Source organism: Mesorhizobium sp. M0751, from assembly GCF_040320265.1.
GTDB lineage: Bacteria > Pseudomonadota > Alphaproteobacteria > Rhizobiales > Rhizobiaceae > Mesorhizobium.
Map to the genome: position 1 here is coordinate 177,547 of NZ_JAMYPH010000009.1, position 22,025 is coordinate 199,571.

General features: G+C 62.6%; 24 protein-coding genes. 8 read left to right on the plus strand and 16 right to left on the minus strand.

What is annotated here, in order from left to right; genetic code table 11:
* Window positions 1-92: 92 nt before the first annotated feature.
* The 5 genes from NKI19_RS16395 to NKI19_RS16415 all read right to left on the minus strand — a co-directional run bounded on the left by NKI19_RS16395 (window position 93) and on the right by NKI19_RS16415 (window position 3,818).
* Window positions 93-776 carry an SCO family protein gene (locus tag NKI19_RS16395; protein WP_352489901.1) on the minus strand — a complete coding sequence of 228 codons (684 nt, stop codon included), beginning with the start codon at window positions 774-776 and terminating at the stop codon, window positions 93-95.
* Window positions 777-843: 67 nt separating this feature from the next.
* A complete protein-coding gene (locus NKI19_RS16400; protein ID WP_352489902.1) occupies window positions 844-1,371 on the minus strand; it encodes a TlpA family protein disulfide reductase in 528 nt (175 codons plus the stop codon).
* Between the two features lie 7 nt (window positions 1,372-1,378).
* The gene (locus tag NKI19_RS16405; RefSeq protein ID WP_352489904.1) at window positions 1,379-1,819 is read right to left on the minus strand and encodes a DUF411 domain-containing protein; all 441 of its coding nucleotides are present in this window, start codon (window positions 1,817-1,819) and stop codon (window positions 1,379-1,381) included.
* 30 nt (window positions 1,820-1,849) lie between these two features.
* Window positions 1,850-3,280: a multicopper oxidase family protein gene (locus NKI19_RS16410; RefSeq protein ID WP_352489905.1), complete on the minus strand. Its 1,431-nt coding sequence runs from the start codon at window positions 3,278-3,280 to the stop codon at window positions 1,850-1,852.
* A 130-nt stretch (window positions 3,281-3,410) separates the two neighbouring features.
* Window positions 3,411-3,818 carry a hypothetical protein gene (locus NKI19_RS16415; protein WP_352489906.1) on the minus strand — a complete coding sequence of 136 codons (408 nt, stop codon included), beginning with the start codon at window positions 3,816-3,818 and terminating at the stop codon, window positions 3,411-3,413.
* A gap of 113 nt (window positions 3,819-3,931) precedes the next feature.
* Between NKI19_RS16415 and NKI19_RS16420 the strand changes: the two genes are divergently transcribed.
* Together NKI19_RS16420 and NKI19_RS16425 are read left to right on the plus strand one after the other, a co-directional pair.
* Window positions 3,932-4,528, plus strand: coding sequence for a cation efflux transmembrane domain-containing protein (locus tag NKI19_RS16420; protein WP_352565377.1), 597 nt, complete (start codon window positions 3,932-3,934; stop codon window positions 4,526-4,528).
* A gap of 122 nt (window positions 4,529-4,650) precedes the next feature.
* On the plus strand, window positions 4,651-6,090 hold the full coding sequence (locus NKI19_RS16425) for an FAD-binding oxidoreductase (RefSeq protein WP_352489908.1): 1,440 nt from the start codon (window positions 4,651-4,653) through the stop codon (window positions 6,088-6,090).
* A gap of 65 nt (window positions 6,091-6,155) precedes the next feature.
* On the opposite strand, the gene NKI19_RS16430 is transcribed toward NKI19_RS16425, so the two are convergent.
* Window positions 6,156-6,578 carry a hypothetical protein gene (locus NKI19_RS16430; RefSeq protein WP_352489910.1) on the minus strand — a complete coding sequence of 141 codons (423 nt, stop codon included), beginning with the start codon at window positions 6,576-6,578 and terminating at the stop codon, window positions 6,156-6,158.
* Window positions 6,579-6,765: 187 nt separating this feature from the next.
* Here NKI19_RS16430 and NKI19_RS16435 point away from each other — a divergent pair, with 187 nt between their 5' ends.
* From NKI19_RS16435 to NKI19_RS16450, 4 genes are all read left to right on the plus strand, one after another.
* On the plus strand, window positions 6,766-7,578 hold the full coding sequence (locus tag NKI19_RS16435) for a class I SAM-dependent methyltransferase (protein ID WP_352489911.1): 813 nt from the start codon (window positions 6,766-6,768) through the stop codon (window positions 7,576-7,578).
* A 568-nt stretch (window positions 7,579-8,146) separates the two neighbouring features.
* Entirely contained in the window at window positions 8,147-9,676 is a 1,530-nt protein-coding gene (locus tag NKI19_RS16440) for a DUF2778 domain-containing protein (RefSeq protein WP_352489912.1), read from the plus strand.
* A gap of 363 nt (window positions 9,677-10,039) precedes the next feature.
* Window positions 10,040-10,825 carry a ThuA domain-containing protein gene (locus NKI19_RS16445; protein WP_352489914.1) on the plus strand — a complete coding sequence of 262 codons (786 nt, stop codon included), beginning with the start codon at window positions 10,040-10,042 and terminating at the stop codon, window positions 10,823-10,825.
* 54 nt (window positions 10,826-10,879) lie between these two features.
* Window positions 10,880-11,938: a Gfo/Idh/MocA family protein gene (locus NKI19_RS16450; protein WP_352489915.1), complete on the plus strand. Its 1,059-nt coding sequence runs from the start codon at window positions 10,880-10,882 to the stop codon at window positions 11,936-11,938.
* A gap of 120 nt (window positions 11,939-12,058) precedes the next feature.
* Here NKI19_RS16450 and NKI19_RS16455 read toward each other — a convergent pair whose 3' ends face one another.
* Window positions 12,059-12,757 carry a TetR/AcrR family transcriptional regulator gene (locus NKI19_RS16455; RefSeq protein WP_352489917.1) on the minus strand — a complete coding sequence of 233 codons (699 nt, stop codon included), beginning with the start codon at window positions 12,755-12,757 and terminating at the stop codon, window positions 12,059-12,061.
* 195 nt (window positions 12,758-12,952) lie between these two features.
* Here NKI19_RS16455 and NKI19_RS16460 point away from each other — a divergent pair, with 195 nt between their 5' ends.
* Both NKI19_RS16460 and NKI19_RS16465 read left to right on the plus strand, forming a co-directional pair.
* Window positions 12,953-13,438: a RidA family protein gene (locus tag NKI19_RS16460; RefSeq protein WP_352489918.1), complete on the plus strand. Its 486-nt coding sequence runs from the start codon at window positions 12,953-12,955 to the stop codon at window positions 13,436-13,438.
* A gap of 408 nt (window positions 13,439-13,846) precedes the next feature.
* Complete coding sequence (locus NKI19_RS16465; protein ID WP_352565409.1) at window positions 13,847-14,278, plus strand: DUF6841 family protein; 432 nt, start codon at window positions 13,847-13,849, stop codon at window positions 14,276-14,278.
* A 65-nt stretch (window positions 14,279-14,343) separates the two neighbouring features.
* Here the strand turns inward: NKI19_RS16465 and NKI19_RS16470 are convergent, their stop codons facing one another.
* From NKI19_RS16470 to NKI19_RS16510, 9 genes are all read right to left on the minus strand, one after another.
* The gene (locus NKI19_RS16470; protein ID WP_352489919.1) at window positions 14,344-14,739 is read right to left on the minus strand and encodes a hypothetical protein; all 396 of its coding nucleotides are present in this window, start codon (window positions 14,737-14,739) and stop codon (window positions 14,344-14,346) included.
* An 81-nt stretch (window positions 14,740-14,820) separates the two neighbouring features.
* The gene (locus NKI19_RS16475) at window positions 14,821-15,549 is read right to left on the minus strand and encodes an amino acid ABC transporter ATP-binding protein (protein WP_352709492.1); all 729 of its coding nucleotides are present in this window, start codon (window positions 15,547-15,549) and stop codon (window positions 14,821-14,823) included.
* Between the two features lie 29 nt (window positions 15,550-15,578).
* Window positions 15,579-16,253, minus strand: coding sequence for an amino acid ABC transporter permease (locus NKI19_RS16480; protein WP_352489922.1), 675 nt, complete (start codon window positions 16,251-16,253; stop codon window positions 15,579-15,581).
* On the minus strand, window positions 16,250-16,921 hold the full coding sequence (locus tag NKI19_RS16485; protein ID WP_352489923.1) for an amino acid ABC transporter permease: 672 nt from the start codon (window positions 16,919-16,921) through the stop codon (window positions 16,250-16,252). Before NKI19_RS16485 ends, NKI19_RS16480 begins: the two co-directional genes overlap by 4 nt.
* A gap of 120 nt (window positions 16,922-17,041) precedes the next feature.
* Window positions 17,042-17,830 (minus strand): ABC transporter substrate-binding protein, encoded by a 789-nt coding sequence (locus tag NKI19_RS16490; protein WP_352489924.1) that lies wholly within the window; start codon window positions 17,828-17,830, stop codon window positions 17,042-17,044.
* Window positions 17,831-17,941: 111 nt separating this feature from the next.
* Window positions 17,942-19,105, minus strand: coding sequence for a saccharopine dehydrogenase family protein (locus NKI19_RS16495; protein ID WP_352489925.1), 1,164 nt, complete (start codon window positions 19,103-19,105; stop codon window positions 17,942-17,944).
* The gene (locus NKI19_RS16500; protein WP_352565375.1) at window positions 19,102-19,605 is read right to left on the minus strand and encodes an Lrp/AsnC family transcriptional regulator; all 504 of its coding nucleotides are present in this window, start codon (window positions 19,603-19,605) and stop codon (window positions 19,102-19,104) included. Before NKI19_RS16500 ends, NKI19_RS16495 begins: the two co-directional genes overlap by 4 nt.
* Window positions 19,606-19,923: 318 nt before the next feature.
* Entirely contained in the window at window positions 19,924-20,967 is a 1,044-nt protein-coding gene (locus NKI19_RS16505; protein WP_352489928.1) for an acyltransferase family protein, read from the minus strand.
* 214 nt (window positions 20,968-21,181) lie between these two features.
* Window positions 21,182-21,907, minus strand: a complete 726-nt coding sequence (locus NKI19_RS16510) for a 3-keto-5-aminohexanoate cleavage protein (RefSeq protein ID WP_352490110.1) — start codon at window positions 21,905-21,907, stop codon at window positions 21,182-21,184.
* Window positions 21,908-22,025: the final 118 nt, after the last annotated feature.

Sequence of the window (22,025 nt, forward strand, 5' to 3'; positions counted from 1 at the left end):
TGCCGATGGCTCCGCTCAATGAATTGGACTCGTGGGTCACAGGGTTCTCCTTCCTCTGTTTCGCCGGACCGCCGGCACGTGCGAATGGTGCCTCAGAACATGCCCTTGATCTTCGCCCACCATCCCGTTTCCGGCTCATGGTGCGGGCGCTCGACATTGTTGGTGAGCGCATTGACGAAGGTGACGAGATTGACCGCGGCGAAATTCAGGCCATGGAAATTCGCCTGCCAGCGGCCCTCCTTGTCGATCACATGGGTGACGGTGCCGTGCATCTGATAACCATCATCCGTCAGCGTGAACTTGTGGCCGAAGGCTTCCGCCAGCTTCCGGGTCGCATCCTCCGGCTGATCCGGGGTCGTGGTCAGGAACAGCCAATTGACGGGATCGAGCCCGTGCGCCGGCCCGTATTTGCCGAGCACGTCTGGCGTGTCCCTGGTCGGGTCGGTGGTGATGGTCACAAAGGTGACCTGGCCTTTCATCGGCGTGCCGTTCACCATGTTCTGGATATCGGCGATCTTCTCGGCATGCAGGGGACAGACATCCGGGCACGATGTGTAGATGAAGTGGAGGACGACCACCTTGCCGCGCAGGTCTGCCGTTCGCACGACACGCCCATCGGCGGTGCGCAGCGTGAAATCAGGTGCCGGCTTATCGATCGTCTGGAAATATTTCTCGTCGCCCTCAAGCATGGCGTCGATTTCGTCGAGTGAGTGGGCTTGGGCCTGAGACGACAAGCCCGCGGCCAGCGCCGCAATGGCAATTACGCCCAGCAGCAAACACCTCCACTCGTTCAAAGCCGACGCGACGCAGCGAGCCTTCAACCCGGACATATCTGTTCCTTTCTCACTCGGCGGCGATGCGGCTGCGGATGAAGTCGACCATGTCGGGCGCGTCCCATTCGGCCGGCCCAATCAGCCGGCCGATCTCCTTGCCGTCGCGATTGATCAGCAGGGTTGCCGGAAGGCCGACGGTGCCGATGGCAAACATTGCCTTGCCCGAGACATCGATGTTGAGGGCGAGGAGCTTGATGCCGATCTCGGCAAAGAATTTCTTCACAATCTCAGGACCGGCGCGGTCCATGGACAGCGCGACGACCTCGAAATCCGGACCGCCGAGTTTGGCCTGCAGACGATCGAGCGTCGGCATCTCCTTGCGGCAGGGCGCGCACCACGTCGCCCAGATGTTGAGCAGCACGACCTTGCCGTGGAAATCCGCAAGCGTTTTCGGCTTGCCATTGCCGTCCTCGAAGCTGATTTCCGGTACGGGGACGGGCGCCTCGTTAACGACGAAGTTCTGCGGTGGCTCGGCGGCTGATGCCGGCAGCAAAAATGCCAGCAGCATGCCAATCAGGACCATGGCCAGTTTGCTCACAACAGCCTCACTCGGTCGCATAGACGGTGGGCGCCTTGCCGTCCTTGGTGAAGGCGTAGACGACGAAGGGGCCTTGCTTCTCACCACCCATGCCCGGAGCGCCCGTCGGCATGCCGGCCAGCGTTATGCCGGTGATCGCCGGGCGTTCGGTCAAAAGCTTCTTGACGATCTCGACCGGCACCAGGCCATCGACGACATAGCCGTCGACCATCAGCGTGTGGCAGCCTTCGAGGTCGGCCGGCACGCCGGCATCGCTGCTGATCTGAGAGAGATTGTCGACCGGCTTGATATCGACCTTGAAGCCGTTGTGCTCGAGATAGTTGGCGTAGGACTCGCAGCAGCTGCATTGCGGGTTCTTGTACATGACGGCGTTGATGGTGGCGGCGAAGGCGGGCAGCGGCGTTGCGATCAACAGGGACAGTGTGGCCAGGCGGTAGGTCAGTTTCATTGCAGTTCTCCTTGGTTGGATAAAAAACTTTCAGGTCACGCGGAACACTGTCATCAGGCCGGCCATCTGGTGATCGGCGACATGGCAGTGCAGCATCCAGTCACCGGGATTGTCGGCAACGAAGGCGCATTCGATCGTGTCCTTGGGGGCGAGCAGCACCGTGTCCTGCCATTGCCGGTGCGGTACCGGCGAGCCGTTGCGCGAAAGCACCGACAGGCTGAAGCCGTGGACGTGCATGGGGTGCCACCAGGCGGTTTCGTTGCGCATGGTGAGACGGCAGGTGGCGCCGCGTGACAGCGTGAACTGCGGCGCCATTCCAGCGTGGCCGTCGCCGGTCATCGACATGCCGTTGATTGCCCAGGCGGCGGCGCCGTTCATGCCGTGCATCGCCATGCCCATCATGCCGCCGACGCCGGCCAGCTTGCCGCCGCCCATCATGCCGCCCTGCAGGACGATTTCATGCCGTTCGGCCTTGGCCAGGTCGGGGGCCGGCAGCGGATTGGCCGGCAAGCGAAGCGGCGCATCGAGAGGATGGTCGCGCAGCGGCGCTCCGGCGTCGTAGGCGAGCGTGGTCAGGGTGTAGGCGAGGCCATCGTAGTAATCGTCGATCACCGCGTGCCGGCTGCCGGGGTCGCCCTGCAGGTTGAGCAGGACATCGACGCGCATCGCAGGCGCCAGCACCAGGCGGCCGCTTTCAGGCTCGTGCGGATCGCAGGGCTGGCCGTCGATGGCGATGACAACCGGCCGGTGGCCTTCGAAGCTCAGGGCGATGATGCGGGCGAGCGATGCATTGGCCAGCCGCAGCCGGAGGCGCTCGCCGGTCCGCACCTTCTGGTCCGCCGGGCGCGCGCCGTTGAGGGTCACGAGACCGCCGACGCGGCCGGACATGGCGGCATCCATCGCGCTGCCGAAGCCGGCGGCGATCTGTCCATCGGCCGCAAGCCGCCAGTCTTGCAGCAGCCACAGAATGTCGCGGTCGACGGCGATCGGCTCGGCCTCCTCGACGATCAGCGCGCCGGCAAGGCCACGACCGAGCTGAACCAGGCTGTTGGCGTGCGGGTGATACCAGAAGGTGCCGGCATCGGGCGGGGTGAATTCATAAGTAAAGTTTTCATCTGGCCTGATCGGCTTCTGCGTCAGGCCGGGTACTCCGTCCATCGCGTTCGGCAGCCGGATGCCGTGCCAGTGAACCGTGGTGTCTTCGCCCAGTCCGTTCTCGACGACGATGCGAGCGGGCCGCCCCTGGCGCAAGCGCAGTGTCGGGCCCGGGACCGTGCCATCATAGGCCCATACCGGAGTGCGCGGACCATCGGGGCCGGTGAGCCGTGCCTGGCCCGGCGCCACCCTGATCCGGTGTTCGTCGGTAGCCAGTGCAGGGCGGATCGCTGCGGAGGCGGCAATGCTCGCTGCCGCAAACAGGAATTTGCGGCGCGTTATGAACGGACTTGAAACGGAATTCACCCTTGTGACCCCTGCGGTAACCGACGGCGAACGTCGCGACATCGATTGAATTGCTGCCGCGCCCGCTGCGCGGTACACGCAAGCGGGCGATCAGACGCCGTCGATCAACCGCGGAAACGGCAGAACGGCGTCAGACGAGAGCGCTGGGTCTTGGAGGGAATGGCTCGGGAAGCAGACTTCGCCCATGCAGGAACGCGGCGGGAAGCGCCGGCGGCAGCTCGGCCTGCGGCAGTCCCGTCACGGGGAGAGCTTGCGGCAGCACCGCCAGAACCGGTGCGACGCAGGTCGGCGCACATTGCATCGGTTTGTCGTTGTCGGCTGAGCTCTTGAGGCAAGCGCTGCAGTCGCCGCCCTTGGCATCGGCCATCTTGGCCATGTCGGCGCCGGTGGTGCCGGCATCTGCGGCCATCACCATGCGGCTGTCGATCGCCATCCTGGCCGACATGACGGCAGCCTGGGCGGCGGACAGGCTGAACCCGGCGGTCAAGACGACCGCGAGCAGCATAGTCAGAAGGTGTTTGGGTGACAGACGTGCCATGTTCGGCCTAGGCTGGCCTCAAATAGCGGTTTTTGCAAGCCCCTGCGAGATCGAGACCGTCGAGGAACGAGACGCCCAACAATAACATTAACGGCATCACATCGGGACAGACCATGCAGCAAGCCATTACGTCGGACGGCCTTCGCCGGGTGGTGCTTGTCGTCGCGCTGTTGAACCTCGGTTATTTCGGCATTGAATTCGCCGTGGCGCTGGCGATCGGCTCGGTGTCGTTGTTCGCCGATAGCGTCGATTTCCTGGAAGATGCCTCGGTCAACCTCCTGATACTGCTCGCCATGGGATGGTCGCTGCGTGCCCGCTCGCGGGTCGGCATGGCGCTGGCGCTTATCCTTCTGGTGCCGGGCCTGGCGACGCTGTGGACCGGGTGGGAAAAGTTCAACATGCCGGTGCCGCCGCAGCCGACGGCGCTGACGCTGGCGGGGTTGGGCGCCTTGGCGGTCAATCTGTCATGCGCCTACATGCTGGCGCGCTACCGCCGTCACAGCGGCAGTCTTACCAGGGCGGCATTCCTGTCGGCCCGCAACGACGCCGTCGCCAACATCGCGATCATACTGGCCGGGTTGGTGACGGCCTTCCTATGGCGCTCGGCATGGCCGGATCTGTTTGTCGGCCTGGGGATCGCGGCACTGAATGCAGACGCGGCGCGCGAGGTCTGGGAGGCCGCTCGGGAGGAGCACCGAGCCGTTTCGTAGGGCGCCAATATAGGCCGTCCGGCTGCCAGTCCGCCAGAAACTTGCGTGGTTTCTAATATAAGTGCACACTTCCAAAGCGGGCGGAGGGAGAACGGCTCATAAGCAAAATCGGGAGGAAAGCCATGGACAGCATGAGCCTCACCACACTTGAGCGCGGCACGACGACCGTCGACGCCGCAGCCCTGGAGGCGTTTTCGGCGCAGTTGCGTGGCACCATGCTTAGGGAAGGCGATGCCGCCTATGACGAAGCACGGACGATCTGGAATGCCATGATCGATCGGCGGCCGGGACTGATCGTGCGCTGCGCCGGCGCCGCCGACGTTATCGCCGCTGTGAATTTTGCCAGGGAAAACCGGCTTCTGCTTGCGGTCCGCGGCGGCGGCCACAACATCGCCGGCAGCGCCGTCTGCGATGGCGGCCTGATGATCGATCTGTCGCCGATGAAGTCGGTGCGGGTCGATCCGGCGACGCGGCGGGCATGGGTGGAACCTGGAGCGACGCTCGCCGATGTGGACAGGGAAACACAGGCTTTCGAACTGGCAGTGCCGACCGGGATCAACTCGACCACCGGCATCTCAGGCCTGACCCTGGGCGGCGGCTTCGGCTGGATCACGCGGAAATTCGGCATGACCATCGACAGTCTTCTCTCCGCCGACGTGGTCACCGCAGACGGCAAGCTTTTGCGCGCCAGCCAGACGGAAAATCCGGACCTGTTCTGGGCGCTGCGCGGTGGCGGCGGCAATTTCGGCGTCGTCACGGCCTTCGAGTTCAAGCTCCATCAGGTCGGTCCACAGGTCCTGTCGGGACTTGTCGTTCATCCTTTTGCCGACGCCGAAAACGTGCTGCGTGAGTACCGGGCGGCTCTCGAAGCAGCGCCCAATGAGCTGACCTGCTGGGTGGTCATGCGGCAGGCGCCACCGCTGCCGTTCCTGCCGGCGCGATGGCATGGCAAGGAGGTGCTGGTCCTGGCTATGTGCTATTGCGGCGACCTCGAGGAGGGCGAGAAGGCGACGCAAAGGCTTCGCGCCATCGGCACACCGATTGCCGATGTTGTCGGTCCTAACCCGTTCACCGGCTGGGAGCAGGCATTCGATCCGCTGCTGGCGCCAGGTGCTCGAAACTACTGGAAGAGCCATGACTTCACCGAGCTGTCCGACAGCGCGATCGAGGTCGTCACGGCCGCGATACCTGGGCTTCCGGGGCCGGAATGCGAGATATTCTTCGCCCATCTCGGCGGTGCCGCGGGCCGTGTGACAGCGGATGCAACGGCGTTTCCGCAACGCAGCGCGCACTACGTCATGAATGTTCACGCGCGCTGGCGCGAACCGGCAATGGACAGCGCCTGCATCGACTGGGCGCGCGGCATCTATGAAGGCACGAGGCCCTTCGCCGCTGGCACGGTCTACGTCAACTTCATGCCGGACGACGAAGTCGACCGTGTCGCAGCGGCCTATGGCGGAAACCATCAGCGGCTTCTGGAGATCAAGCAGCGCTATGATCCGCTGAACCTGTTCCGCATGAACCAGAATTTGCGTCCCGTGGAAAATTTGCGCGCCGCTTAGGCCAGGCACCTCATCAAAAGGCCCGCGTCTCCGAAGAGGACGCGGGCCGGTTTCGCTGGCATGCGCTAGGCAGGTATCAAGACGGCGATGCGGTGGATGCCGACCACCTTGCTGGTGTTGGCTGCCTCGTCGGTCTTGCCCTTGGAGCAGGTATAGACGTCACCTTCCTTGAGCTTGAATTGCTTGTCGGCTTTCTTGATCGTGAATTCACCGGCGGCAATGGTGCACACCATGTCGTTGTCCATTACCATTGCAGGAGCAGTTGCTCCCGGCTGAAAGACCACATCGACAATTGAGATGCTCTTGTAGGCGGGGATATCGGAATTGCCGGTGCCGACCTCAACCACCCTGACGCCGGGGGCTATTTCCTTGCCTTCCTTCGGGCCGTATTTCTTGACCTTTGCAGCTGCCGCCAGCGTGAACAAAGGCGTTACCGCGGCCGCCGTCACGCCGAGCGCAATTGCAGACCTGCGATTTATGGTTTTCATCGCATCCTCCCATTATATTGGCCACGCACCAATGCGCATGGCTGCAATACATTAGCACATATGCAGGTAATTGCAGCACGGCGTTTGAGAGCTTCCGGGAGCGAACCGCCTCCCGGTCGAATACGACCGAATGGCAAACAATTCCATGCTATGCTGGCGAGCCATCAAACGGGCGACGGGGATAGCAATGTTGGAAACGGACAAGGTGTTCGCTGGCTCAATTCCGGAAAACTACGACCGCTATATGGTGCCGTTGATTTTCGAGCCGTTCGCCGCAGATCTTGCACGACGAGCAGCGTCCTTGTCGCCAAGCGCCGTTCTGGAAACCGCCGCGGGCACCGGGGTTGTCACCCGCGCATTGGTGCCAAAACTGTCCCCCGGTGCAAGCTATGTCGTAACCGACCTCAACCAGCCGATGCTCGACTACGCCGCTTCGCAGCAAGCTCCCGACGATCGCATCAAATGGCGTCAGGCGGATGCTCTGGCGCTGCCGTTTGAAAATGCGACCTTCGATCTCGTTTGTTGTCAGTTCGGTGCGATGTTCTTTCCCAACCGCTCATCTGCCTACCGCGAGGCCCGGCGAGTCCTGAAGCCCGGAGGACATTTTCTATTCAGCGTATGGGATCGCATCGAAGAGAATGTATTTGCGGACGATGTGACGAATGCTCTCGCGAGGATTTTTCCGAACGATCCGCCGCGCTTTCTGGCACGCACGCCGCATGGCTACCACGATACGGCACTGATCCGTAGCGAATTGGAGGATGCAGGCTTTTCCGGTGTGGTGATCGAGACGAGGGCCGAACAAAGCCGTGCCTCCTCTCCTCGCCTTCCGGCCGTTGCTTATTGCCAGGGCACTCTGCTTCGCAACGAAATCGAGGCCAGGGAGGCGGGAAGGCTGGACGCTGCAACCGACTATGCCGCAGCCGCAATTGCAGACAGGCATGGCAGCGGCGAGGTTGCTGCCAAAATTCAGGCTCACATAGTCATGGCTGTAGCCTAGGTGTTTGAATATCCCGTTCCAGCCTTCGCGACATTCAGCTGCTATGCAGTAAACATCTTGCCGCTATCCCAAATTCTCAGACGTTAACCGTTCATTCGCCCGCGTGGCAGTCGACAAGTGGCGGTTCGACAAGTGGCCGTTGACCGATAGCCGGGGCTTGATGGCGGCGGCTGCCGGCCGCGCGATTCTGGTCGGCCGGACTTCGTTTTGGCAGCCATGGCCAACTCCGCCCAGCAAGGTCTAGTCATTTCGCTTTCTTGACTCGGCCGACAAAAACGGGCAGCAAAGTCATCATTGGAGGGCAGTTTTGCCAACTATGCAGGTTTTGGAGGGCGTTTTTCGGTGTGACCGTCGCCCAATCGGCGGTCGGTAGAGGGATTGGTTAACCAACTTTGTCCATCTTTTGAATCAATCGGCAACAGACGCGAAGTGTGCTGGGGGCACCAGGCGAACTGTGAATGTCACGGCTGCGAAATCCGCTAGCCGGCATCGGCCGATTGAGAGTGGTTGAATGGCGTTTGTAAGTGCGAAAACCCGGGGTGACAGTCCTGCAACTGGATTGACTTCGATGAGGCCCGGCCTGCGCTGGGTCGCGGTTCCGGCCGTCGGCGCAGCCATTGCTTTATGGTCGGTAGCGACCTTGGCCGGCCTCAATTCGATGGCAACCTCGCTCACCGCCGCTTCCAACGGTCTTCCGCAAAGCCTGCTCGCGCCGCGCACCATCGCGCTCGCCGATCCTCGCCGCAGCCTTGCAAAGGCGCAGGCCCCGACATGGGCCGCGGCAAACGCAGCGCTGTCGGCCCGGCTGCTGCAGCACGAATGCGATGCCAACTGCCTGCGGTCGGCGTCGAACTTCGTTCACCAGGGAAAATCGGCGCGTCTCAAGCGCAATGCCGTGCCGCCTGTCGCCGCCGCATCGCGGCATCCAAGCTTCGACGACGTGGTGGCCAAAGCCGCGCTGTCGCCGCAAAAGCTTGCCGCCGCCTTTGCCCGTGCCTCCTCCGGCTCACCCGTCATGCTCGCAAGCCTGCCGGCCGACGCCCGGTTCGCCGAGCCGGTACGCATACCCGACCCGAACGGCCCGGCATCGGTGCGCTTCGGGCCGGAGGTGGCGGAGATCGAACGCTCGTCGCGACTGGCGCTGGCGCTGGCGAATACATTGCCGGAGCAGATGATCGACGTGCTCCCGGCAGCCGTCGCGGCAAGCGAGCCCGCGGCTTCGCAAGTGCCGCAAGAACCCGAGGTCCAGTTGGCCTCGCTGCCGCCGCAAGACGACATGCCCGACAGCATTCCGCTGCCGACGCTGCGTCCGCGGGCGGTCATCGATGAGCCGGCACCTCAGGCTCAAGCCTCGAAAGACCGGGCGCCGAAAGACCGGGCGCCAAAGGATCAAGCAGCAAAAACGGAGCCGCCCCAGGCATCCAAGGCCCAGGCATCCAAGACCCAGGCATCCAGGGCGAGCAAGGTCCAGACGGCCGACGCTCCGCCGGCCGAAACGCAACCCGGCAGCCTGTCGCCTCGCAATTCGTCACAAGCGGCAGTGCCGGCGGTGTCGGGCAAGCCGGGCAAACGGTCGAAGACGCAGGGCGGCGACATGCTCGCCTATGCCAAGCCCGACATGCCTTCCGGCGGTCTCGGCGGGGCCTTCAGGAACCTGTTCACCACGCCCGGCATGGGCAGCGGCGTCGCCGTCTACGACATCTCGGCTAAGACCGTCTATATGCCCGACGGCTCGCGGCTGGAGGCGCATTCGGGACTGGGCGCGATGGTCGACCAGCCGCGCTATGTTCACAAGAAGAATGTCGGTCCAACGCCGCCCGACACCTACAATCTGACGCTGCGGGAATCACGCTTCCACGGCGTCGAGGCCCTGCGTCTCACCCCTGCCAGCGGCAGCAACAAATATGGCCGCGACGGCCTGCTCGCCCACACCTACATGCTGCGCGGCGGGCGCGCCGAATCCAATGGTTGCGTCGTCTTCAAGGACTATGCCCGCTTCCTCGCCGCCTACAAGAAGGGCAAGATCAAGCGCCTCGTCGTGGTGCCGCGCCTGTCGAAGCCGCTGACACGCGTCGCCCAAGAGGGCCGCGGCGCTTAGACGGTAGCGGCGACGCACTACGAAAGCCGTTCTTTAGCGATCCTTCGCGCCCCCCTCTGTCCTGCCGGACATCTCCCCCACAAGGGGGGAGATCGGACTTCGCGTTTGTCTGTCGCCATCCTGCAACGTTGGCGATTGGCGAAATCGCGGATGACAGTCAATCTCCCCACAAGTGGGGGAGATGTCCGGCAGGACAGAGGGGGCGCTGTCCCGCCGGCATTGCTGGTTTTGCCGCCTGGACGTTCCCGCCCGCTTTCCAACAGATTGTCAGCAGCCGGCCGCGAAACGGTTTTCATTCCCGGCCGAGGATATTATGACTGACCGGCCGGGGCGGCTCCAGCTTCAAACAATCACGAGGACATCATGACAATACGCGCTGTCGTCTGGGGCGAGAATATCCACGAGCGGACCAATGAGGTGGTCGCCGGCATCTATCCCGAGGGCATGCACGCGACGATTGCCAATGCGCTGAAGCTCGACCCGGAGATTTCGGTATCGTGGGCGACGCTGGAGCAGAAGGAGCATGGGCTGCCGGCCGACCGTCTGGCCGAGACCGACGTCTTGCTGTGGTGGGGGCACAAGGATCATGGCGCCGTCGCCGACGAAGTGGTCGAGCGCGTGGCGCGCCGCGTCTGGGAAGGCATGGGGCTGATCGTTCTCCATTCCGGCCATTTCTCGAAGATATTCAAGAAGCTGATGGGCACGCCCTGCACGCTGAAATGGCGCGAGGCGGGCGAGCGCGAGCGGCTCTGGGTGACCAGCCCCAACCACCCGATCGCAGCCGGAATCGGCGAGTATTTCGAGCTCGAGAACGAGGAGATGTATGGCGAGCAGTTCGCCGTGCCGGAGCCGCTCGAGACCGTGTTCATCTCGTGGTTCCAGGGCGGTGAAGTGTTCCGGTCGGGGCTGACCTATCGCCGCGGCGCCGGCAACATCTTCTATTTCAGGCCCGGCCACGAGACCTATCCGACCTATCACGACGCCAACGTCCACAAGGTGCTGCGCAATGCGGTGAGATGGGCGCACAACCCGCAAGGCTCTAATCCAGCCATCCTCGATGCGCCGAACGTGCCGGTGGAAAAGGCGCTCGAGCCGATCGTCGAGCGCGGCGGAAAGCTGCATTCCGCCGGCGAAGCCGGCTTTCGCTAGACGACAAATCTATGATCGAACAAGAAGATAAAGCCCTGTCCTAAGGATAAGAACATGCGTCTGTTGATACTCGGTACCGGCTGGATGGCGGAGGAGCATGCCAGGCAGTTCGGCAAGATCGAGGGCGTCGAACTGATCGGCGCCGTCGATCTCGACCGTACGCGCGTCGACAAGTTTTCGGACATCTACGGTATCCCCTACCGGTTCGCGTCGCTGGACGAGGCGCTGGCATGGGGCAAGTTCGACGCGGTGGCGAACGTGACGCCGGATCGCATCCACCATCCGACCACCATGATGCTGATCGCGGCGGGCAAGCCTGTGCTGTGCGAAAAGCCGCTCGCCGAGAATTACCAGAGGGCCAGTGAAATGGCCGATGCCGCCGAGCGGGCCGGCATCATCAACATGGTCAACCTGACCTATCGCAATGTCGCGCCGCTGCAGAGAGCGCGCGCTATGGTGCTGGCCGGCGAGATCGGCACGGTCAGGCATGTCGAGGCGTCCTATCTGCAGAGCTGGCTGGTGTCCAAGTTCTGGGGCGACTGGCGCACCGATCCGAAATGGCTGTGGCGGCTGTCGCGCGGCCACGGCTCCAATGGCGTGCTGGGCGACGTCGGCATCCACATTCTCGATTTCGCCAGCTATGGCGCGGCGCTCGACATCGACCATGTATTCTGCCGGCTGAGATCCTTCGACAAGGCGCCGGGCAACCGGATCGGCGAGTACGAGCTCGACGCCAACGACAGTTTCACCATGGCGCTGGATTTCAGCAACGGCGCCTTCGGTATCATCCATGCCAGCCGCTGGGCGACCGGCCATTTGAACGAACTCCGCCTGCGCATCTACGGCGACAAGGGCGGCATCGAAGTCGTGCACAATCTGACCAGCTCGGAGCTGAAGGCCTGCATCGGCGAAGACGTCGAGAACGCCAAATGGCAGGTTCTCGACGCCGGAACGGTGGCGACCAACTACCAGCGCTTCGTCGACGCAGTCCGCAACGGCGTCCAGGCCGAACCGTCATTTCGCCACGCGGCCGAATTGCAGAAGGTCCTCGACCTCGCAGTCGTCTCGGATGGGAAGAGGGCCGAATTGAGCACGCACGCGGATGCGCGATAGGCTTGGTTTCCCTCGCCGTCGGACGGGGCGGTCAGGGTCGAAACAAAACTGATCCCTTTGAACGACCGAGTTCGAATCTCGGCCGTTCACGGCAGGAACCGACGCCTGTGAAGGAAGAGTTCATCCTCTTGAAGAGAGGCCATCGAGCAGGAAGCCGAGGCCTTTGCGGAAAGCACCATCCCAATCGTTATCCAACAGCAGACGGGAGCGCTCAATTGTCGGGTAGCATTCGCTGAGACGCGTATGGCGCTGCTGCGTGGCGGCCCTGCCGTCGTCCGAGAGGTCGAAGTTCGCCCGGCTGATGGTGGCGCCCATCACATAGTTCCACAGCGACCATATCGCGACGTTCAGATCTGCGTCCGCCACACCGGCCCTGGACAAGGTCTTGCTCAGCAGTTCCAGGCGACCGAGGATGTTCGGGCCGAGCGCCCGGCGCGGCAACAGCGATGCCGACCAAGGATGGCGCAGCATGCTGGCGCGCCAGTCTTCGAGCATATGGACGACTTGCCCGCGCCAGTCTCGAGACTCAACCATTTGCGCCGGTCCGCGATATTCGAGCACCGAATCGAGCGCCAGATCAAAGACATCCCCTTTCTTGTCGACGTGCCAATATAGGCTCATCACGCCCGAGCCGAGGCGATCGGCCAGCCGACGCATCGTCAACCCGTCGACCCCTTGGGCGTCCAGCAGTTCTACGGCGGTCGCCACAATACGTTCCCGCGACAGAGGCGGTTCACTGCGCGACTCCTTCACGGGCTGGAGCCGCCCGCTTGTCCGTTGAGACCGCGTGCTCCGGGCGCCGCTGCGTTTGGCTGCCATCCGTCTTCCCCGCTGTTCAGGCCGTCGATTTTGACCGGCAACGGCATGAATGTCGATCCTGAACGATTGACTCGTACGGCGTACCATGCGACTGGCTCGTGCGGCGTACGAGTCGATCGCCGATACCGGTTAATGTTCAATAATGGCCGCCGCGAGGGTTGCGTTGCTCGCCGTCCGCAGAGCCAAGAGAAAATCATGCCACGCGCCAAGCGCCTGCTTATCGGAGGGTCAATCGTCATGACCATGGGAGTTTCCACTGCTGCGACAGCGAATGAGAAAGATCTCGAGCTGACCATCGTCAACCCACAAACCCTCTACGACCCGTCGCCGAATGGCTACAGCACGGCAGTGATCACGCCCCGCGGAGCCCGGGTTGCCTACATCTCCGGACAGGGCGGCCAGGACAGCACGGGAGCCTTGTCGCCCGACTTCGCTGTCCAGGTTGCGCAGGCCTACGCAAATTTGCGCACGGCCCTCGATGCGCTCGGTGCGAGGCCGGATCAGGTCGCCAAGCTCACAGTCTTCGTGGTCGATCACGATATGTCCAAGCTTGAGGTGTTGACCAAGAACGTCAAGGCGATGTTCGGCGAGGCACTGCCGGCGCAGACTCTGGTTCCCGTTCCCAAGCTTGCAATCGACCCCATGCTCTTCGAGGTGGAGGCCGTTGTCGTGCTTGACTAGGTGCGCGGCTATAGGTCCGATCGCCCAGATAGAAATCGGTCGAGCGCGCCGCCGACAGCCGCGCGCTCGCATCACGAGGGGCGAGCAACAGGGCTTCGCCTGTCGCATCGGCGACAAGGGTGGCGTCGAAGTCGTGCACAATCAGGGTCGCACCACGCCTTCGTCATCCCAGGGCGGAGCAAGGAGCGGAGCGACGCGGCGCAGCCCCTAGGATGACGAAGTCATGATGGCTGAAGGCAAATTACGGATGTCGGAGATTTACGCAGCGTTCCCGCCGCCTGCCGCCTCGCTTCGCTCTTGCTCCGCCCTGGGACGAAGTCATGATGGCTGAGGGGCAATTGCGGATGTCGGAGATCGGCGGAGCGTTTCCTGGTCCCACCCAACATAGCCGCACCTGGAGATGAAATGATGGAGACCAGCGTAAGGAAGCTATTCGACCGATATGAGCGCTTTTTCAACCAATCCCTCGGCGGCGACATGGACATGGATGAGGTCGCATCGCTGTATGCTTCGGATTTCATAGCGGCTTCGCCCGCCGGGGTCATGACTGGAAAGAACGATGAGCAACTCAAGCAGGTCATGGCGCAAGGCTATGCGCACTATCGCGCGATAGGGACGAAGGAAATGCGGATACGCATCGTCCGGCTCTCGCCGATAGACGACCATCATTGCGTGGCTCATGTCGCCTGGACGGCAACCTATGCCCGCAAGGATCAATCGAAGGTGGCGATAGATTTTGACGTCCACTACCTCGTGCAGAAGTTGGATGGGGAGCCGAAGGTTTTCGGCTGGGTATCGGACGACGAGCAGGCCCAGTTGAGAAAGCACGGCATCGTCTGAGGTCGGCACCAGCTTCGATCACTCTGAACGACCGAGTTCGACTCGTTGCCGACGTGTGACCACAATCACGTTTGAGGCCAACGCTTTTTCGGTGTTTGTGCTGCCAAGACAATGGTTTCCTCGCCACGTTCGCGAATATCGATCACATGACGGGCGGAAAACGGTAACTCAACCCCACTCCAAATCTCATCATTCTGAGCAAGTGCTAACGGTTCGTTATAGAGGAAACCCAAGTAGCCTCCGTCGATCCGTTCGTGCACCAGCACCCACATGCGCTCTACGGAGACGGACTCATTCTCATCGTCGACCGAAATTCGAAAGATCAGTTTCGCGAAATCTCCCGGCTGCAATCCTTCTCGTTCACGCGAATTGGGTATCCAGAATGTGTCCGGCGCCGCCCGATGATATTCCTCGCCGTCATCCAGGCACCACCCGTCCAACTCGAAATCCGGCTCACGCATCGCTCTATCTTAGCGACCAAATGGACATCCACAAACCACCATTTCGGCCATTGGCGGCAGCGAATTGACCGAACCTTGATCCTAATGCCGCAGGATCTTGCTCAGGAAGGCGCGGCTGCGGTCGGTCTTCGGGGTGGAGAAGAACTCGTCCGGGGTGCCGCTCTCGACAATGGCGCCGGCGTCCATGAACACGACGCGCTGGGCGACCTTGCGGGCAAAGCCCATCTCGTGCGTCACCACCATCATGGTCATGCCTTCCTCGGCGACCGCGACCATGACGTCGAGCACTTCCGAGATCATCTCGGGGTCGAGTGCCGAGGTGGGCTCGTCGAACAGCATGATCTTGGGGCGCATGCCGAGGCAGCGCGCGATCGCCACGCGCTGCTGCTGGCCGCCGGAGAGTTGCGCCGGATAGGCGTTGACCTTGTCGGCAAGGCCGACCTTGGCAAGCAGCTCGCGCCCGGCCTTCTCGGCCTCAGTGCGCGGAATCTTGCGCACATGGATCGGCGCCAGCGTGACGTTCTCAAGCGCCGTCTTGTGCGGGTAGAGGTTGAACGACTGGAAGACGAAGCCGATCTCGGTGCGCAGCCGCGTCATGTTGGTGGCGGGGTCGCCGAGGCGCTGGCCGTCGACCGTAAGGTCGCCGTCGCGGATCGTCTCCAGCCCGTTGATGCAGCGGATCAAGGTGCTCTTGCCCGAGCCGCTCGGGCCGCAGACGACGACCACTTCGCGCGGCTCGACGCTCAGCGTGATATCCTTGAGCACATTGAGCTGGCCGAACCATTTGTTGACGCCGCGAAATTCGATCATGCCGGTGCCATTTTTGCTGGAGTTCGACATCACAATTGCACCTCGCCATGCGCCGCGCCCAAGCGTTGCTCCAGCCGGCGCGCCAGCATGATCAGGGGGTAGCAGACGATGAAATAACCGAGGCCGACGAGGAAGAAGACGAGCAGGCCGTTCGGCACACGCTGCACCACAAGCCAGCCGACGCGGGTGAGGTCGGTGAGGCCGATGGCCGAGACGACCGAGGAATCCTTGATCAGCAGCACATATTGCCCGACCAGCGGCGGCAGCACGATGCGCATCGCCTGCGGCAGCACGACCTGGCGCATGCGCTGCCAGCGCGACAGGCCGGACGCCAGCGCCGCCTCTACCTGCCCGGTCGGCACCGAGCGGATGCCGGCGACGACGATCTCGCAGATAAAGCAGGCGGCCAGATTGGTCAGCGCGATGATGCCGGCGGTGAAGGCGTCGAGCTCGATGCCGAGTTCCGGCAGGATGAAGAAGATCAGGAAGATCTGCACCAGGAACGGCGTGCCGCGGATCAGGTCGACCCAGGCACCGATCGCGCCGCTGATCAGCCAGTTTCCGCCGGTGCGCAGAATGCCGAGGCCGAAGCCGAGCAGCGTACCCAGCACCAGGCTGATCAGCGACAGCACCACGGTCATGCCGAGGCCGCGCAGGGCGAGGGGATAGCTGCCGGCGATGCTTTGCAGCTGCTGCCAGATCATGTCCGTGCCCCTGCCAGGCCGAGCCAGCGCCCGGACAGCGCCGCCAGCCCCTTTAGCCCGTAATAGAGCAGGAGGTAGAAGGCGGCGATGGTGATGAAACCTTCGGCCGGCATGAAGCGGTCGGAAGCGAGCAATTGTCCGGCGCGTGTCAGTTCGGCAACCGAGATCAGCGACAGCAGCGCGGAATCCTTGACCAGCACGATCGCCTGGCCGAGCAACGGCGGGATCGTCACCTTGAACGCCTGCGGCAGGATGACGAGGCGCATGCGCTGGACATAGGTCATGCCCGAGGCGACGCCGGCCTCGACCTGGCCGCGCGGGATCGACAGGATGCCGGCGCGGATGATCTCGGCGACATAGGCGCCGCTGTTCAGCGACAGGGCCAGGATGCCGACGACGAGCTCGGGCAGGACGAAGCCGAGCCGCGGCAGGCCGAAATAGAGGAAATAAAGCTGCGCCAGCAGCGGCGTGGCGCGCACTGCGTCGATATAGGCCTTGGCCGGGACGCGAAGCAGCCGGCCGCGCTGCAAATTCATAGCGGCGAGCACGATGCCGACGGCAAGCGCACCGGCAAAGGAGAGGACAGACAGCCACACGGTCGTGACGAGGCCCTGCCCGAACAGGGGCAGATATTCGACGATGGTGCGGAAGCTGAAGTTTTCGAGCATGGGTGGGGCGGTGAATGGTGATTGGTGATAGGTGAATAGCGAGTAGCGAGTAGCGAGTAGCGAGTAGCGAGTAGCGCTTTACCACTCACTACTCACTACTCTCTATTCCCTCTACTCTACTCAGTGATCCTTCTTCCAGGCGTCGGAATTGACCCAGTAGTCGAGGTTCTTCTGCAGGCGGCCGTCGAGGCTGACCTGGTCGAGGAACAGGTTCATCCAGGTCAACAGGTCCTGCTCGTCATAGCGCGTGGCGAAGGCCAGTGGCTCCTTCGACAGCATGTCGGGCATGATGATGAAGCTGCCGGCCGGATAAGCGGTCGACTGGCCCTTGACCGCCGAGACGTCGTTGACGCCGCAATCGGCCTGGCCGTTGTTGACGGCGTCGAGCAGCAGCGGACCGCCGCCCTTGTAGCTCTTGATGTCGGCATCGGGGAAGGCGGCCTTGGCTTCCTTCTCTCCGGTGGCGCCGAGCAGCACCGCGATCTTGGTGCCCTTGGCCTTGCAGTCCTCGGTGGACTTGAAGGCGGTCCCAGCCTTGGTGAAGACGGTGCTGCCCGTGTACATGTAAGGCTTGGTGAAGGCGACCTTCATGCCACGCGCCAGCGTCGGCGTCATGTCGGCGACCAGAAGGTCGGCCTTGCCCGACAGCAGCGCCGGGATCAGGCCATCCCAGTCGAAGTCGAGGAAGGTGATCTTGACGCCCATTTCCTTGGCCATCAGTTCGGCGAGTTCGACCGAACTGCCGGTGCGTTCGCCGGCAGCACCGACCAGCGAGAAGGGCGGTCCTTGCGTCTGCACCGCAACGCGCAATTCACCGCGCTTGGTGATCTCGTCGAGCGTTCCGGCACTGGCGACAGCGGTGAGGCCGGCGAGCGCAAGTCCGGCGATGAAAAGCTTGGCAATCTTCATTTGGGCATTCCTCCTTGTTGTCGTTTGTTGTTCCACTTGTTGTTTCACCCCATCGAGGTGCTTTTTGAGCGGCGGCGCCGTTGCCGGCGGCAACCACCGTTCGAAAATCCTTCAGGCCCAGCTCACCGTTTCGGCGACCTTGATGCCGCGCCTGGCCAGCTCATCGAGGAAGCGGCCATCGGGCACATGCAGCAGCGGGTTGAGCAGGCCGGGCGCGGCGATCTCGCGCCGTGCCAGCATCTGCGCCACGATGCTGGCGGGATAGCCGACGCCGAGGCTCATGCCGAACAGGCCGGAGGCGAGATCGCGTTCGATGACCAGCTCCGAGGTCACCGTCTTGCGGCGGCCGCCTTCGCTGCCGACAAAGACGTTGCGCATCACGCAAAGGTCTTTTTCGTCGGCGCCATATTGCAGTTGCGGACCGAGCAGCCGGCCTAGGAATTCGCGCGGGCTGACGCCGGTGCCGGGCACCTTGTCCTCGGAGAGGAAGCCGAGCTGCTTCAGCGGCGCCCAGAACGCCGACCAGCCGGGCCAGCGCAGCGAATAGCGGCCGGAGCGCTGCAGCCCCTTGGCGGCGGCGAGCATGCCGGCATAATGCGGCGCGTCGCCATTGGGGAAGGCTTCCAGTCTGCCCAGTCCCGCCACCTCGATCTCGTGGATGAAACGATTGTCGTGCTGGCGGGCGGCCGGCACATCGACCCGTTTGCCGTCCTCGACCAGCACGCTGTCGCGGTTCTGGCTGACCAGAACCATGTCGAAATTCCAGCTCACCTTGTAGCGCAGCGGCTCGATCGTTGCTCTCGGCTCGGGAATGCCGCCACAGTAGGAATCGATCGCAGTGATGGTGTCGAACTGGCTTGCGGCGCGCGCGTAGAGCACAAGGTCGATGCCGGGGTCGAGCCCGCATTCGGTGACGATCGAGACGCCGGCCTTTTCGGCCTCGGGAGCGAGATCGGCGATGGCCTTGCCATAATTGGTGGTGACCAGCGGCGTGCGCGTCGCGATCGCCGCCTGTACCGCCTCGCGCATCAGCGGCTGCGGCAACAGGTCGATGACCGCGTCGACGTCCTTCATCACATCGGCCAATGCCGGGCCGATCGCGCCCTCCGGCACGACGAAACGCACCCGGGCAAGGTCGGTCAGGCCGCCAAGCCGCGCAGCGCCGCCGGTTGCGGTGTCGACGCAGACCACTTGCTCGACACCGTCGCTGGCAACGAGGTCGGCGATCGCCGCCCGGCCTTGCAGGCCGAGGCCGCCGAGAACCGCGACCTTCATGCCATTTCCTTCCGCGTCTCGTCCGACCAGCAGCCTTCAGGCAGGCTGACCCATTTGTTGCAGGACGCCATGACGACGAAGGTCTCGCTGCGCACGACTTCGCCCGGCTCGCCGGCGCCGGGGATCAGCTCGCTGGTGACGCGGTAGAGATCGGCGACATCGCCGGCCACGGTTACATCGACGATGATGTCGAAGCGCCCGGTGACGACGGCGGCCGAATTCACGAAAGGCAATTCCGAGATGCGCTGCGCCAGTTCCCGCGCCCGGCCGCGCCCTTGTACATTGATGCCGACGATCGCCGAGATCAGTTCGGGGCGTTCGGTCAGGTTGAGCAGCCCGACGATCTTGAGCAGGTTGCGGTCGAGCAGGTTGCGCAGCCGCATGCGCACCGTCGGCACCGAGATCGCCATCCTCTCGGCAAGGCGGTTGACGCCAAGCTGCGCGTCCTGCGACAGCAGCTTGACCAGTCGCCGGTCGGTCTGATCGAGATGTTCCCGCAAACGCTCAGGCTTTCATAAAGGGAAAGAAATGATGGGATTTTCTTTCAGATATGAAAATACCTTATGATGGATTTTTAACAACGGCAAGAGCCATGTCATCCGCTATGGCTCTGTGCCTGTCGGCAATTTTTCGTCGAGTGTGCCACATTTTGTTCTTGCTTTGTGCCGGCAGCTATGCTACTAATTTGGGTATGGTGCCAATTGGCTCCAACGACCCGCCCACCCGAGGCGGATTTTTGTTTCCGGATCTTTTGAAGGTTCAGCGCCGCCGGTTTGAGGTTGGCGGCATAGCGCCGTTCTGCGGGGTGCGGTCGCAACTCATGCCTTCACGTGACGGGCGGAAAGGCTCATCCGCGATATGGCCAAAAGCGGCTTTTCAATAAAACCGTAGCTGGCCAGGGAGACGGCAATGCAGGCGGCGACAATAACCATGCCAGCAAGCCATGGTGATACGCTGACGCTTGCAACGACAGGAGCGGTCGCAAGCAGCACGATAGGATGCGTCAGATAGAGAGAGTAGGAAGCATCGCCCAACCTTGCCAGCAGGCGAGGAGCAAAAAGCCGGAAGTAGCTTTCCAGGCTGATGCAACCGGCGACAAGGATCAAGGCCGGGATTCCCTGAGCAAGGGTTCGCGGCAAGTTGAAGCCAAGTACCATCACCAGCATGGACACGATGGCGAACACGAGCGCCGAGACACCCAGGACGGTAGGCAAACGCGCCAGTCTGCCGACCAGGTGGCCGAGCGCCATGCCGGCAAGGAACTCAAACAGGATTGGCGTGGTATAGAAAAATAGCACAGTGTCGGCGGCGGGTTTGAAGACGATGCGCGCCGCTACGGCGATTGCAAAGACAACGCCGACCATGGCCATTTGCGTCAGCGTGCCGAAACGCATAGTCGCTGCGAACAGAATGTAAAACAGGATTTCCAGATTGAGCGTCCAACCCACGCCAAGCACCGGTTGGACATAGCCTGTGACCGTATCGAGATAGGCTATGAAAAGCAGGCTATTGGTGATCTGCTCAAGAAACACTGCACGACCGGCAAACAACCAAAGTGCGGCGACCATAAGGAAGGTCATGACCCAATAGAACGGAACGACGCGCGTGAAGCGCTGCATCAAGAAAGCACGGTGGTCGGCGCGTCTGTTCTCTGTCGAGAGAACCATTACAAAACCACTGATGACGAAAAACAGGTCGACGCCACTGTTTAGAACGGGAATACGCAGATCGAGCATGCCCAGTGCGGCCGGAAGATGATAGATAACAACCATGAGGGCTGCTAGCCCGCGCAGGACCTGTATCGATGTATATTGTTGAACCCGACGCGGCGCAGCGTGACCATTCTCTGGAATGATGTTCATCAAAAATGGTCCCCGGTGCGGGGGAGCATTAACATACGTGATCGTTGATGTGCCGATTAATTGTTGGTTTAATTAACACGTAAAGTTTTAGATAAGTTTTACTGAAGTTAGCATGCGGCGACACTTGCGCTTGCCGACTTCGGCGTGCCGTGCTGCCAAAACTTGGTATCTCCCCCGCGAAGAGGAGATTGGCCGTCATCAACGCTTCCCCGCGCTAACGTCCCGCTCTGAAAATCGCGACCGCCGCGGCTGTCAGCGCAGCGTTACTAGATGCTACTGTTCCATCAGGGAGCTCCTTGCCGTCTTCCAGTCCGACGCGCGTCGACCAACGGCGTTCCACCGCCCGGTGCACGAAAGGCCAGACTGTGGCGTCGGCGCCGTGCAGCAGGATTGCCCGGCGCATTCCGGCGCCGTCGAGCACGGCGGCGATATCATCGCTGATCTCCAGCGCAGCGTCCGGCTCATGCTCGGAGATTTCGATCAGGATGCGCAGCACGCGTTTGCCATGGTCGAGGCTCACCAGGCGCTCGGCGTCGGCGACCGAGGCGAGCCCGGCCTCGATGCCAATGCCGCGCTGGCGCAGACGGTCCATGACGGCGGGCGCGGCGTCTTCGCTGAGATTGACCGAGGCATAGTCGGGCAGTTCGCTCCAGCCGGCGATCGCGGCCAGCGTCCGCTCGTCGTCGTTCTCGATCCAGGCACCCGTCGACACGCCGATCAGCGTCCCCGGGCAGGCGCGGCGGAGCGCCAGCACCGTCCGGTCCATCGCCACCGGAGCCAGGCTTTCGCGACCGTCGAGCCCGCGGGCATGGATGTGCAACTCGGCGGCACCGGCGGCGACCGAGGCGGCGCCGTCACGCGCCATGACCTCCGCCGTCAGCGGCAGTTGCGGATGATAATCGGCGCTGCGCGCACCATTGATGCAGGTCTGGACGATCATGAAGGTGGCGGCCTCGTTGAAGTGGACCAAGTTTAGCGCCGGATGGCGGAAACCGGAATCGGGTTCGGCATGCATTCCCGATAGTGCGGCCCGGCGTGAATCATTCTGGCAGGACTCG